The organism is Aggregatibacter sp. Marseille-P9115 (genome assembly GCF_920939465.1).
Taxonomy (GTDB): Bacteria; Pseudomonadota; Gammaproteobacteria; order Enterobacterales; family Pasteurellaceae; genus Aggregatibacter; species Aggregatibacter segnis_B.
In genome coordinates, this window is sequence record NZ_OV100759.1 from 377953 (window position 1) to 392632 (window position 14680).

Sequence of the window (14680 nt, forward strand, 5' to 3'; positions counted from 1 at the left end):
GAAATTTGGCGAAAGCCAATAAATTAAACAAATATTATTGACATAAATAAAACGCAAAAATAAATCATGACTGACTCCATCAACTACGAAGGCATCGAACAAATGCCACTACGCCACTTCACTGAAAGGGCGTACCTCAACTACTCCATGTACGTCATCATGGATCGCGCCTTGCCGTTTATCGGTGATGGTTTGAAGCCGGTACAGCGACGCATTATTTATGCCATGTCCGAGCTTGGGCTGAATGCGGCGGCAAAATATAAAAAATCTGCCCGTACTGTGGGGGATGTGTTGGGTAAATTCCACCCGCACGGCGATAGCGCTTGCTATGAAGCCATGGTGTTGATGGCGCAGCCCTTCTCTTACCGTTATCCATTGGTTGACGGGCAAGGCAACTGGGGCGCGGTGGACGATCCGAAATCTTTCGCGGCGATGCGTTATACGGAATCCCGTTTATCTAAAATTTCAGAAGTGCTATTGGCGGAGCTCGGTCAAGGTACCGTAGATTATCAGCCTAACTTTGACGGTACCTTAGAAGAACCGCAATATTTACCGGCACGTTTGCCACATATTTTGCTCAACGGCACCACCGGGATTGCGGTGGGGATGGCAACGGATATTCCTCCGCACAACATTAATGAAATCGCTGACGCGGCAGTGATGTTGCTGGATAATCCAAAAACGACCTTGGATGACTTGTTGACCGTGGTGCAAGGCCCGGATTTCCCAACTGAGGCAGAAATCATTTCGCCGAAAGAAGAAATTCGCAAAATATATCAGCAAGGTCGCGGCTCTATCAAAATGCGCGCAGCATGGAAGAAAGAAGACGGGGAAATCATTATCAGTGCCCTACCGCACCAAGCCTCGCCATCCAAAGTGATTGCGCAAATCGCCGAGCAAATGACCGCGAAAAAACTGCCGATGGTAGAAGATATTCGTGATGAAGCAGATCATGAAAATCCGGTGCGCATTGTGATCGTGCCACGTTCGAATCGCGTAGATACCGATGCCATGATGGCGCATTTATTTGCCACCACCGATTTGGAAAAAAGCTATCGTGTGAATATGAACATGATTGGTTTGGATTACAAACCGGCAGTGAAAAATTTGTTGGAAATCCTCACTGAGTGGCTGACTTTCCGTCGCACCACCGTGACCCGACGCTTGCAATATCGCTTAGACAAAGTGCTTGCCCGCCTGCATATCTTGCAAGGTTTGATGATTGCCTTTTTGAATATTGATGAAGTCATCGAGATCATCCGTCACGAAGATGAGCCAAAAGCCGAATTAATGGCACGTTTCAACTTAAGCGATGCACAAGCGGAAGCCATTTTGAACTTGCGCTTGCGTCATTTGGCGAAACTGGAAGAACATCAGTTGCAAGCGGAACAAGCGGAGCTGGAAAAAGAGCGGTCGTCTTTGGAAGAGATTTTAGGCTCAGAACGCCGTTTAAATACATTGTTGAAAAAAGAAATTCAACAGGATGCCAAAACATACGCCAGCCCACGCTGTTCACCGTTAGTTGAACGAGCGGAAGCCAAAGCCATTGCAGAAAACGAAATGCTGCCGACAGAACCGGTGACTGTGATTTTATCGGAAATGGGTTGGGTACGTTGCGCGAAAGGGCATGACATTGATCCGCAAGGGTTAAGCTACAAAGCCGGCGACAAATATTTGACACATGCCTACGGCAAAAGCAATCAACCGGCGGTGTTTATCGACAGCACGGGACGCAGTTACGCACTGGATCCGCTAAGTCTGCCGTCTGCCCGCTCCCAAGGCGAGCCGCTCACCGGTAAACTTACCCTGCCGGCAGGCGCAACCGTTGATCAGCTGCTGATTGAAAATGAAGATCAGCCGTTGCTCATGGCCTCCGATGCCGGCTATGGCTTTATTTGTAAATTCGCCGATTTAGTCGCCCGTAACAAAGCCGGTAAGGCGCTCATTTCCTTACCGGAAAATGCCAAAGTGTTACCACCGTTAACACTGAAAAATCCGACCGCACTTTTGGTGGCACTTACCTCCGCCGGTCGAATGCTGATTTTCCCGGTGCAAGATTTACCGGAACTGTCCAAAGGCAAAGGCAACAAAATCGTCACTATTCCGTCCGCCAACGCCAAAGCGCGTTCTGAATTGCTGGTGCGGTTATTGTTGATTGAGGAAAATTCCAGCCTCGTCTTCCATTCCGGTAAACGTAAAGTGACCTTGAAGCCGGAAGATTTACAGAAATTCCGCGCCGAACGGGGACGCAAAGGGACGCAGTTACCGCGCGGCTTGCATAGCAACGTGGAAATTGAAGTGGTTACTCCAGAGGAATAACGCTAAATTCAGACTCAAAAGGACGCATGATTGGCGTCCTTTTTTATATGAAAAGTGCGGTGGGTTTTCCGGTTGTTTTTTTTATTGACATTATCACGGTAATACAAACAAAAAATCCACCTTAAAAGGTGGATTTTTATCTTTGCTAATCACCACTCAATATATTTAATCGCTCTTTTGCTTCCTCTGAAAAACGGCTTTGTTGTGCGATTAAATCTTTATAAATAGAAATCGCCATCGGTCGATTGCGTTTTGTTCCTTCGCCTCGTTCATACATTAACGCTAAGCGGAAAATAGCCTCTTCATTACCTTGTTTAGCCCCTTTTTCTAACCACTTGAAGGCTTTATTAAAGTCTCTAATTTTAATTTCGTTATAGTACAGAGTGCCTAAAACGAGCATCGCCTGTGAGTCATTAGCTGACGCGGTTTTCTCCAGCAAAGAAATGCCATGATTAAGATTCTTTTTGACACCATAACCACCGGCATAAAGAATCCCTAAATTGGTTACCGCAATTCTGCTTCCTTGTTCTGCGGCCTCGCTGAACCACCAATAGGCTTTTTCATAGTTTTGTTCGACACCTTCTCCACGAAAATAAAGTCGCCCAAGATCCAACTGTGCGCGTCGATCATCTTTCAACGCAAGAAGATACATCACATTAAACACGGATGGCATATCATTGCGTTGAAAAAAAGCTCGCCCCCAATCTCTTAGCTGATCATTCGTAAGTTCATTACGCAACAGTTTCCCGCTTTCTTCCACGGTTTGAACCACGGAAAAAACCGGCGTTTCTACAGCAAGTGCAGAAAAACTAAATAAGCCAAGACCGATTGCAAAATGCTTTAACCGTTTTTTCATCATCTTTTTATAACGTTGCATAAAGCAAATTAGCAAAGAACAACAGGGAAATACCGATTTCGGTGAAACCCACTTGTTTTACCGACATTTTTTTCTGCGGTAACCAAATGGCTCGAATGAATGGCGGCACAAACGCCAATGCCATAAGATATTGTTCTACCAAAATAAATCCAAGAATACAAAGAGCATGAAAACCGATGGATAATTTTAAATACAACGGATTTTTACGCTCGCGCATAACGGATTTCACATATAAGGTCGTACCGATAAAAAATAAGCTCGGATACAGCGCTACCAGCCAAATTTTGTCATCAAAAGTGCGGTCAGGAAAATAATAGGATCCCATGCCGGCAATGGCAAAAATCACAATACCCGCTAAATCATTTAAAAAAGCGCGCTCATCTTTTTGCTTAACGTAATAAATACTGACTAACACGAACGGCAACATGGCTGCCACAAATAACGCCGTATGCCAGTTATAAATCAAAACCGGAACAGCAAAAATGACACAGGCGAAGAAATAAACCCACGACCATTTGATATACAGTTCCAAATTTCTGCCTTTAAATAAATTCAGAAACGGATAGGTCATTAAATACAAGGAAAACCATGCCAGCAAAAAGAAAACGTGTTGCCAAATCGGGTTGCTGAGCAACATCCCATATAAAAATGGCATGAGCGCCATGACGATGGCACCGTGTTGATTCGAAATCAGTAGTTTCATAAATAAGACGAGCGATTGGTTAATAAGTTTACGAATTTTAGAGGTTTTTCATTTGGATGAACATAGCTCTTGCGAATTATTTTTATTACTAAAAACAAACTAACTTGCATTCAATGTTTAATCGGCTAATTCCACGTCCAACAACAACGGGGCATGATCAGAGCTTTCCGTTGGTTCTGTTGTCGCATTTAATACGTTCAGCCCACGCACAAAAACATGATCTAACGGATTGCCTAAAAAACGTAATCGCTGATCTTGTGCAAAAGGGACTTCAATCAAACCGAATTCCTTTATCAATTCTCGGATGATCCGCATGCGATAACCGTTCCAAGAATTAAAATCACCGGATAACACAAGCGGGCCTTGATGTTGTGAAACTAACTGCATCAGTGTGCGAAGTTGTTCTTCATAAGCCGTCGGATTTATTTCAAAATTAATCAAATGCACGTTGACCAATAACAGTGCTTGCCCGTGGGACAGAGCCAAGCTCATCGCCGCACCCACTTTGGGAATACGAATCCAAGGTTCGGATTTTGAGCCGGCACAATAAAAGTGCGGTGCAAATTGAGAGAGAATTTCAACGCCGGATTGTTGTTGTAAATAGGCAAAGGCGCTGGCATAAAGTGCGGTAGAAAATCGCGATGAATATCGCGCTGCCAATTCTTGTGTGTTTAACACTTCCTGTAATAACAACAGATCACGCCCCTGTGCGAAACGATTCAGTGCCTGTTGCCAACCGGCATCTTGTCCTTTATGCAAATTCCAAATCAATAAGCGAAATGTCTTCTGTGTGATTTCGGGGAGAGGTTGCTCTGCTTGATAACAAATTAACTCATCCTGTTTTTTTATCGGATGATAGGTGAGATTTGGCGTCGTACTAAAGTGAATATTGACGGGAGAGAAAATCGTTAAGCTATAAAAAAGATAACCGGTAATCGCCGCTATAAGAAAAATGAGAAACGCGAGGAATTTAAAGGCATGTTTTCTAAACATCATTACACCGGACGAATACTTTTCACATCAACGCTACAATCAAATTCGCGTTCTAATAATTGCAATTTTTGATCCTGCAATAAATCCTGTTTCGCCTGCTCCCGTAATTGAGCATAAATTTTGCGGCGATAATCCGTCGGCGTGAGATACTGTTCGTCATCATTGATTTCAACGGTCAATGCAATGGCTTTCCCTAACACATGTGAAACCGACTGCTGCAACAATTTGCAATGCTTATCTTGATTCAAATGTGCATGGCTGGAACGTACGCCCAATTTAAACGCGTCTTCGCTTTCCGTCCAAATAAAGGTATTTAACGCAAATTCTTTGGTGAGATTTTCCACACCGCTTTGTTCAATTAACTGTGCCCAGCGATCTTGTTCTTCCGTTAAATGGACAATTTTTTGCTGTAATTCAGGAGTGATGTCTTGCAGAATGGCGGCCTTAATGTCCGAAGGTTTGGGGCCTTGTTCAACCTGTGCTAGCTCCGGGTTGCTCCACTCCCAACGGTAATCTTCGCCTAGCCCATCTGAATCGTTTTCTTCGCTCTCCGATTCATTCGGATTTTCCACCGCACTTTTAGCATCCAAGGTGTCAGGAGCATGAGAAAGTGCGGTCAGTTTTTCAGAGGAATGTTGTACTAGGCGCTCAGACTTTTTTTTTTCTTGAGAAGGGCTGCTCGGCATGGCATCCAGTTGGTCTAATCCGTTTAATGCACCAAGTACAGGCGAACTCACCAAGGGTTCTGCCGATTGCGTGGATTGAGGTGGCGCGCTTTTTGCCACGGTTTCATTCGTAGTGGATTTTTTACGATCTTGATAATGCGCTTTTATCGCCTGAGAAACCACGGGCATTTCAATCGCCGCTGAAGCAGTTTGACCAGAAGATTTAACACGATTTTCCACCGCACTTGATGGATTTTTTGGTGAGCTTTCTTGTGTACTACTTTCAAGGTTTAGCGGTTGACCAATGAATTTCGGATGAAACGCCAACGCACGCAATAACACCATTTCTGCGCCCATGCGCGCCGTTGGTGCCAAACTTAATTCTTTCCGACCACTCACCACTACTTGATAGAAAAATTGCACGTCCTGTGGTGCGATATGTTTCGCTAAAAAGCCTATGTGATCCGCTTCCGTTAACAAGGCTTGTGGTAATAATTGCTGCATTGCGATCTTGTGCAAATTTTCCGCAACTTCACGCAACAGCTCATCCCAATCACCCGCTTTATTCGCCACCTCACTCACAACTTGCATAAGCTTTTCGCCATTGCCTTGTTGCAAGGCATAAATAATCTCAATGGCTTGGGTTTCATCCAATAAACCCAACATTTCATTGACAATACTGAGCGTTATATTACCGTTACTCATTGCAATAGCTTGATCTGTCAAACTGAGGCTGTCGCGGATACTGCCTTGTGCCGCACTGGCGAGTTTATCTAATGCTAAAGACTCAAAAGGAATCTGTTCCTGATTTAGGATGTATCCCAAATGCTCGGCAATTTGGGATTGCTCCAAGGCTTTCAAATGGAACTGCATGCAACGAGATAAAATCGTTACCGGCAGTTTATGAGGATCGGTGGTTGCCAACAGGAATTTCACATATTCCGGCGGCTCTTCCAAAGTTTTTAAGAGCGCATTGAAAGAATGGCGTGAAAGCATGTGTACTTCATCGATAAGATACACTTTATAACGCCCCAACACCGGCTTGTATTGCACGTTATCCAACAGCTCGCGTGTATCTTCCACTTTGGTGCGGGAGGCGGCATCGATTTCAATTAAATCGATAAAATTGCCTTCTTCAATGGCTTTACAGTGTTCACATACACCACAAGGCTCGGCAGTCACACCGTTAACACAATTTAGCCCTTTGGCAAATAAACGGGCAATGGAGGTTTTTCCAACACCGCGCGTGCCGGAAAATAAATAAGCATGATGCAGGCGATTTTCACGCAAGCCGTTAGCAAGTGCGGTCAAAATATGTTGCTGACCGACAACATCAGCAAAGGTTTTTGGTCGCCATTTTCTTGCTAATACTTGATAACTCATGCTTTATCCCTGCCCGTTTAGAAAATTAATGACCGGCAAAATTAACTAAAGTATAAGGTTCTACGCCTAAATCGCGTAAGCGTTGTTCGCCGCCGAGATCCGGTAAATTGATCACGAATGCCGCATGCTTCACTTCGCCGCCCAAACGTTGTACTAATTTAACCGTGGCTTCAACGGTACCGCCTGTTGCCAATAAATCGTCAATAATCAATACGTTATCACCTTTTTGAATGGAATCTACATGAATTTCCAAGGTGTCATGCCCATATTCCAATTCATAAGATTGCGCAATGGTTTCACGTGGTAACTTACCCGGTTTACGTACCAACACAAAAGGCACATTTAATGCCAATGCCACCGGTGCGCCAAAAATAAAGCCACGGGATTCCGTCCCAATGACTTTATTAATGCCTTTCTCTTTGCAATGTTGCACCATCAAATCGATCGCAGCGCGAAATGCCGCCGGTTCTTCTACTAAGCTGGTAATATCACGAAAAATGATTCCCGGTTTCGGATGATCAGGAATGGATTTAATTGAGGAAGCAATAAGTGCAAGTTGTTTTTCCATTTTTTTACCTAAAAGTGCGGTTGTTTTTTTCACACAAATTAAAATTATAAATCGGCGCGCATATTATCATAAATCGACAGATTGCCGAACATTAATCATAAAGATCTTCGCCATTTTTTCGGGTGCGCAGAAGCTGCAAAATCCATACATATTGTTCCGGTGTTTCGGTGACAAAACTTTCGATTTCTGCGTTCATGGCGCGAGCAGATTGCTGCGGATCATCACTCAGTGTCATTGCCGGATGAATTTCCATTTGGTATTTACCCAGCTGCGCGTTATAACGCGGAAACATTGGAATCACAACGGCTTTTGCCAACTTCGCCATTTTATTAATGCCCGGCAAGGTTGCTTTGTAGGTCGCGAAGAAATCCACATACACACTTTGTTCTTCCCCAAAATCTTCGTCCGGCAAATAATAACCCATTTGTCCTTGTCGAATGTGACTCAAAAACGGTTTGATACCATTTTGGCGCGCATGCATTTTGCCACCAAAACGTTGACGTGCCAGCGTCCAAAGCCAATCCACCAGCGGATTGCGATGCGGGTTATACATGGATGTCATCGGAATTCCATGAGTGTGCAAAATAATCCCTGATGCATCAATCGCCCAACCGTGCGGCACCAGCAAAATCACATTTTTACCCTGCTCTTTTGCCTGTTTAATATGTTCAATGCCAATAAATTCACTACGCTGTTGCAAATGTTTTTTTGAACGCACCGCAATTTCGGCGATCCCTAACATCACTTGCGCCAACACAACAAACATGTCATCAATCACCTGTTCGCGGTGTTGTTCCGACCATTGCGGAAAACAATATTGCAAATTAATTTGAGCGCGTTTGCGTTGCTTTTTCGCTTTATGTCCAACCAACAGACCAATCTTGGCGGCGAATTTATCGCGCAAACGAAAAGGAATAAATGCCAGCAACAGCAAAACCAAAATACCGAGCCAAATGCCCCAGTATTTAGGTTTTAAATAGGACCACGAGAAATGTGGCTCATAGCCGACACGTGCCGTTAAACGAATATTTTGTTGAGAATCTGTCATAAAAAACGTTGCGGAAATTCACCGCACTTTATCCCGTTAGAAATTAAACCAGCCTTGATCAAAGGCCATTTTTATCGTCATGATAAAAGACATAACCACCACCATTGGGCGAATCAACGTTTTACCTTTTGTCATCACCATTTTAGCGCCTAAATTGGCGCCAATAAATTGTCCCGCCATCATGGCCAAACCGACCGTCCATAAAATTTGCCCCCCAATAAGGAAGAAAATTAAGGAGGCCAAGTTAGAGGTAAAATTCATGACTTTGGCATGAGCAGTGGCCTTCGCTAAGTTAAAACCCAATAATGTCACACATGCCAAGCTCATAATAGAACCGGTGCCCGGCCCGAAAAATCCGTCATAAAAACCCATCCATGTGCCGATACAAAAAGCGAAAATCGGGTAAGACAGGCGTTGTTTACGATCCTCATCGCCCAGTTTAGGGGTCACTAAAAAATAAACACCGATGGCTAAAATTAAAAATGGCAGAATTTTTTTAATGACGGAGGCATCAATCAGCTGAATTAAAATCGTTCCAGCGGTAGAGCCAAAGAAAATCATCAGCAAGATTAACCAAACTTCCGAAAAATTGACCGCCCTTTTACGTAAAAAATAAAGACTGGCGGAAAAGGAACCACCACAGGCTTGTAGCTTGTTAGTCCCCAACGCGACCGCAGGCGGAATGCCTGTCATCAGCAACGCCGGAATCGTAATTAATCCGCCACCGCCGGCAATCGCATCAATAAAACCGGCAACAAAAGCGACCACAAATAAAATGGCTAAAATATCAAGACCAAATTCCATCCCTTACTCCAACCATTCACTCCGATTTGGTGAGTTCAAGAGCTGTTGACACAAAAAAGGTTCTGGCGGTGTGACTTTGGGCTTACTTGGTGTTGCCCCGGGTTTTGCCGGTTCAAACCAAGAATAAAGTTCGCTATCGCAGCCATCTCCAGCTGGCACCGGTGCCTGATTTTCGCAGTGTTGCGCTCCCGGCGGACAAGTGAGGCGCACATGGAAATGCGAGTCATGCCCAAACCACGGACGGATTTTATGCAACCAAGCACGATCTGAACCTGCCGTTTCACAGAGTTTTAACTTGATCGCCGGATTAACAAAAATACGCGTCACTTTCGGATCTTCTGCAGCTAACTTAATCAATTTTGCGTGATTGGCTGTCCAGATGCTCTCATCTACCCGTTGTGCTTTGCGGTTCACCACCAACAAACCTTTGCCGTCAGAATTCAACGCATCCGTGTCAGACATGCTGCCCATACGCAGCCAAATGTCGGCATCTAAGCCCATTTGATGACTGGCGTGCCCCGTCAAAAAACGTCCGCCCCCCGGCATGGCAATATCGCCCACCAGCATAGTCGGTAAGCCAGCCGCTTTGACGCGTTGCCCAAGACGTTTCAAATAACGAATCATATCAGGATGACCATAATAACGGTTTTTATTCATACGAATGACTTGATAGCCTTCACCTTTATAAGGCAAGGGCTCCGCACCAATAATACAGCCGTTAGAATAGCTACCAATCGCTTCTGCCTTGCCGTTTTCCGCCGGAATCGGGCGTTTGATCTGTTGCCAATCTTGTGGTGCAGCAAAAGTGGAGGTCGCAAAAAAAACGCTGCTAAAAATGACCGCACTTTTGATCAATTGATAAAGAATCTTATTCATTATGGTGTCCCTGTTGCAAATTATCGACACTGCGCCTGAAATCGTAACAAATGATCTAACAACACAATCGCCATCATCGCTTCAGCAATCGGCACGGCACGAATACCGACACAAGGGTCATGACGACCTTTGGTCACCACCTCCACGGGTTCGTTATTAAGATTGACGGAATGCCCCGGAAGGGTGATGCTGGAGGTAGGTTTTAACGCAATCGTCGCAATAATCGGTTGTCCTGAGCTGATACCGCCCAAAATGCCGCCCGCATGATTGGAAAGAAAGCCCTCCGGCGTCATTTCGTCACGATGTTCAGTGCCACGTTGTTCTACGACGGCAAAACCATCGCCAATTTCTACGCCTTTTACCGCGTTAATGCTCATGAGAGCGTGCGCTAAATCTGCATCTAAACGGTCAAATACCGGTTCGCCTAACCCTACCGGCACATTTTCGGCGACAACGGTTAATTTAGCGCCGATGGAATCGCCCTGCTTTTTCAATTCACGAATTAATTCATCGAATTTTTCCACCGCTCTTTTATCCGGGCAGAAGAACGAATTACTATTCACTTCCGTCCAATCAATGTTTGCAAGGGATTGGGGCGAGATTTTTACCTTGCCGATTTGGCTTAAAAAGCCTCGCACTTCAATGCCGAATTGTTCACGTAAATATTTTTTTGCAATCGCGCCTGCCGCTACACGCATGGCGGTTTCACGTGCCGAAGAACGGCCGCCACCGCGATAATCTCGGATACCGTATTTTTGTTGATAAGTGAAATCGGCATGTCCCGGGCGAAAACGATCTTTAATTTCGCTGTAATCTTGCGAACGTTGATCGCTGTTTTTGATGATCATGCCAATGCTGGTACCGGTAGTTTTGCCCTCAAAGACGCCGGATAAAATTTGCACTTCATCATCCTCACGACGTGGTGTTGTGTAACGAGAGGCCCCCGGCTTACGGCGATCTAAATCCGGCTGAATATCTGCTTCCGAAAGCGCCATATTCGGTGGCACACCATCAACAATACAACCTAATGCTATGCCATGAGATTCACCAAAGGTGGTCACGCGAAACAATTGTCCAATCGTATTTCCAGCCATAATTTTCTCTCTTCAATTCGATTTATGATTTCACTTCCACCAAGGGCATAATCGCGCCGGTATCTTGATTTTTGATAAAGACATCAAGCTGATTGAAAGCGATCTCAATGTTATTTTCCGCAAACAATTCGTTAATACGGCGGTTTAACGCATCGATGGTATTGGTGCGCTCGGAGACTTGAGAAACATAAACCCGCAATTCATGATCCAAGGTGCTGGCGCCAAAACTAAGGAATAACGCGCGCGGCTCCGGATCTTTCATAATATTGGCTTGTTCTGCTGCCGCTTGTAACAATAAGCGTCTGACCAATTCTAAATCGGAACCGTATGCCACGCCAATGGAGATCACCACGCGAGTAATCGTGTTAGACAATGCCCAGTTAGTGACCTGTCCGGTCACGAAAGATTTATTTGGTACAATCACTTCTTTACGATCAGGATCGATAATCGTAATGGCACGAATACGAATTTTCGCTACCGTGCCGGTCACATCGTTAATGGTGACGGTATCGCCCACTCGAATCGGACGTTCAAATAAGAGAATAATACCCGACACGAAATTCGCAAAAATTTCCTGCATACCAAAACCGAGACCTACAGAAAGTGCGGCGAATAACCACTGCAATTTTGACCATGACATGCCCAAGGTGGCAAAAGCCCAAGCCCCACCAATGGCAACTAACGTGTACGTCAATAACGTGTTGATAGTATAAGGCGTACCTTGTGATAACTTCACGCGGGAGAAGATCAACACTTCTAAAATCCCCGGCAAGTTGCGCACTAAAATGTAAGTAATACCGATAATCACTAACGCAACAAGTAAGTTAAACAGCGAAATACTTTCGGTCACCACACCGCTTTCCGTTGTGGTCGTTTGTTGCCATAACGTAATATCACGCAAATAACTGGCTACGGTGACTAAATCCGACCATACATAATAGAAAATCGCAAACAATGCCGTCCAAATGAATAAATCGGCAAAGCGTAACAACTGACCACGGACTTGGTTGACAGCCATACCTTCTTCTTGCTCGCTCACCACAACCACATCATCGGAAGGCGAACCATCATTCAACTCAGCCACTTTTTGCTGACGTTTTTCTTGTAATCGACGATAAGCCAAACGCTGAGAAGATACTGTAATCGCACGGTATATCGTATGGCGCGCCAACGACCAAACCACCCAAGCGATGTAGGTGTTAATCATATGATTAATTAAGTTTAGTGCCGTATAGTAATAACCAAGAACCACCAATACAATTAACCCGACCGGCACTAATTGCAACAAGATGCGGACAATTTTTAAAAGCAGTTTATCGCGATGATCGTGGCTTGTTTGACCAAAGGCTTTTGACGCTTTGCTAAAACGTGGTGCAATGATGACGATACAGAAAACTAACGCGATGATGGTATTCACTTCTCCAAGCACATCATTCGCTAAACCACTTTCCATCACATCACTGAACACAGACGTATTTAATAACAACACCACGGTAACAATAATGCGTTTTGTAATGGCTTGCAGTTTTTCAGCCGCATCCTGCGTGAAACCGAAATGATGTACCAACACGCCATTCGGGCGTAACACGGCAAGAACAAAAGTAAAGAACCACCAATAAGCCGCCATACTCAACGACCACTGCCAAAATTCCGTCGGATTTCTAACAAAGAAAAAACCAAACAACTGACAAACGGCCAAGAACCATAAGGTTGACGGTAATGAAATAATGCCGGTAAACAATAACGCCATGGGGGTGTGCCACTGGCTATCGGTTCGAAGACGATTAATTTCACTGTTAATGGAGGCTAATTTTTGCTTAATAAAGGTTTTAAATTTAAAGATAATGCCGCCAATAACCACCAAAATCGCCACATATGTCAGCAAATACGGTAAATTGTCAAAATTATTCGGAAAACCTAATTTTTTACTGATCCCCTCAAGTTGCTCACCAAGCGACATAGGTAAATTCTTAAACCACGCTAAATTGATCGGATTATTACTTTTTACCCAAAAGCTTTGTTGATCCAATTTGGCTTGAATTTGATCACTGATTTGCGTAATTTGTTGTTGTGTCAATTCTAAAGAAATCGCTAAATTCAGCTGATTATTTAAGGACTTAATCACATCTGAAGCAATTTTACGACGCTCTGTCAACAAATTGATGAGCTGTGCTTTTTCCGCCTCAGTAAAGGTTTGATTCTGATCAGCTTGAACCTTCGCCAAATAAGCCTCCAAATCATAAAGCTCATTGCGGCGTTGGGTCATATCAAAAATCTGTACACGCAAATCGGCAATTTGTTTTGATAATCCTTGGATATTCAAGTTTGTCGGTAATTTTTGTTTTTGCTGTTGAATAATCCGTGACAACACCAACGTGCCTTGCAAAGCACTAATTTGTTCATCAATAGTGCGCTGCGTTTGCGTTAAGCTATCCAACACACTACGCATGCGCAATTCATCTTGCGTCAAGGTGTTGGTTTTTTCCGTTTGTTCCAATAAAAATTGGCTCAGTTGCGCATTACGCTCTAATTCTTTCTGAATATAATTATTTTTGACCGCACTTTGCTGTTGCTGCTGAACCAGTTCAACCTGACTTTGCGATTGCGCTAAATTCTGCTGGTTAATGACTTCTTGAATCGCCGTCAACTGTTGTTGTTGAACCTGTGCTTTCTGGTTTAACAAGTCATAACGGCTTTGATACAACACAGTCAATTGATCGCTATTTTTTAGTAAAATTTGGCTATAAATATTTTTTAAGTCGATTAGTTCAAGCTCAAGTTGGTATTGTTGTTTTAATGCACTCGAAATGGAGGCATTTGCCAGTTGCTGATTTAATTCTTGAGTCCGTTTCAGATTATTGGTTAAAGTGGCTTGCGCCCTTTCGGACACTGAACTTTGTCCGGCGAGCAGTCCGTTAGCGACGCTTAATTCCGATTGAGTATCCTGTTGCTGGTTCATTAACTTTGCAACTAATACCTGCAAATCTGCCGGATTGCGTGATTGATAATCCGCGTCTGTGGCGGTATTTAATTGTTTTTTCAACGTTTGTAATTCGGCATTATTCTTCTGAATCTCAGCTTCCGCCCCATTCAATGTAGCTTGTAGTGCCTCATTGGCCTTTTGCTGCGCTTGAATTTGTTGCAATAAATCCAAAGAGGTTTGAATATCTGTGACCAACGTTTGTTTTTCATCGCCATCCGGCATTTTTTGTGCTGCGGCAAGATCTGCCTTGAGACTTTTTTCTGTCGGCAAAGACAGAGTATTTTGATCGGCAAAGGCACTTTGTGACACCGCCATATTTAAAAATAAGGCAGCACAAAGTGCGGTTAAAAACGCGTTTATTTTCATA

The 14680-nt window shown here is 44.1% G+C and carries 11 protein-coding genes; 1 reads left to right on the forward strand and 10 read right to left on the reverse strand.

All coding sequences use genetic code 11. The features are described 5' to 3' along the window. Positions 1-66: 66 nt before the first annotated feature. Positions 67-2319: a DNA topoisomerase IV subunit A gene (gene parC / locus LQ983_RS01745; protein WP_230621424.1), complete on the forward strand. Its 2253-nt coding sequence runs from the start codon at positions 67-69 to the stop codon at positions 2317-2319. 145 nt (positions 2320-2464) lie between these two features. Here the strand turns inward: parC and LQ983_RS01750 are convergent, their stop codons facing one another. The 10 genes from LQ983_RS01750 to mscK all read right to left on the reverse strand — a co-directional run bounded on the left by LQ983_RS01750 (position 2465) and on the right by mscK (position 14679). Beyond that, entirely contained in the window at positions 2465-3196 is a 732-nt protein-coding gene (locus tag LQ983_RS01750; protein ID WP_230621425.1) for a tetratricopeptide repeat protein, read from the reverse strand. Beyond that, positions 3183-3899 carry a YwiC-like family protein gene (locus LQ983_RS01755; protein WP_230621426.1) on the reverse strand — a complete coding sequence of 239 codons (717 nt, stop codon included), beginning with the start codon at positions 3897-3899 and terminating at the stop codon, positions 3183-3185. The genes LQ983_RS01750 and LQ983_RS01755 overlap by 14 nt, the downstream gene beginning before the upstream one ends. Positions 3900-4016: 117 nt before the next feature. Next, positions 4017-4895 (reverse strand): endonuclease/exonuclease/phosphatase family protein, encoded by an 879-nt coding sequence (locus LQ983_RS01760; protein WP_230621427.1) that lies wholly within the window; start codon positions 4893-4895, stop codon positions 4017-4019. Then, entirely contained in the window at positions 4895-6940 is a 2046-nt protein-coding gene (gene dnaX / locus LQ983_RS01765; RefSeq protein ID WP_230621428.1) for a DNA polymerase III subunit gamma/tau, read from the reverse strand. The genes LQ983_RS01760 and dnaX overlap by 1 nt, the downstream gene beginning before the upstream one ends. A 25-nt stretch (positions 6941-6965) precedes the next feature. After that, the gene (gene apt, locus LQ983_RS01770; RefSeq protein WP_111294720.1) at positions 6966-7508 is read right to left on the reverse strand and encodes an adenine phosphoribosyltransferase; all 543 of its coding nucleotides are present in this window, start codon (positions 7506-7508) and stop codon (positions 6966-6968) included. Positions 7509-7599: 91 nt separating this feature from the next. Beyond that, a complete protein-coding gene (gene lpxM / locus LQ983_RS01775) occupies positions 7600-8556 on the reverse strand; it encodes a lauroyl-Kdo(2)-lipid IV(A) myristoyltransferase (RefSeq protein WP_230621429.1) in 957 nt (318 codons plus the stop codon). Positions 8557-8592: 36 nt separating this feature from the next. After that, positions 8593-9360, reverse strand: coding sequence for a TSUP family transporter (locus tag LQ983_RS01780; RefSeq protein WP_230621430.1), 768 nt, complete (start codon positions 9358-9360; stop codon positions 8593-8595). Between the two features lie 3 nt (positions 9361-9363). Beyond that, positions 9364-10236: a penicillin-insensitive murein endopeptidase gene (gene mepA / locus LQ983_RS01785; protein ID WP_230621431.1), complete on the reverse strand. Its 873-nt coding sequence runs from the start codon at positions 10234-10236 to the stop codon at positions 9364-9366. A 20-nt stretch (positions 10237-10256) separates the two neighbouring features. Next, positions 10257-11330, reverse strand: a complete 1074-nt coding sequence (aroC, locus tag LQ983_RS01790) for a chorismate synthase (protein ID WP_230621432.1) — start codon at positions 11328-11330, stop codon at positions 10257-10259. A 22-nt stretch (positions 11331-11352) separates the two neighbouring features. Further along, on the reverse strand, positions 11353-14679 hold the full coding sequence (gene mscK / locus LQ983_RS01795) for a mechanosensitive channel MscK (RefSeq protein WP_109432920.1): 3327 nt from the start codon (positions 14677-14679) through the stop codon (positions 11353-11355). Position 14680 lies beyond the last annotated feature (1 nt).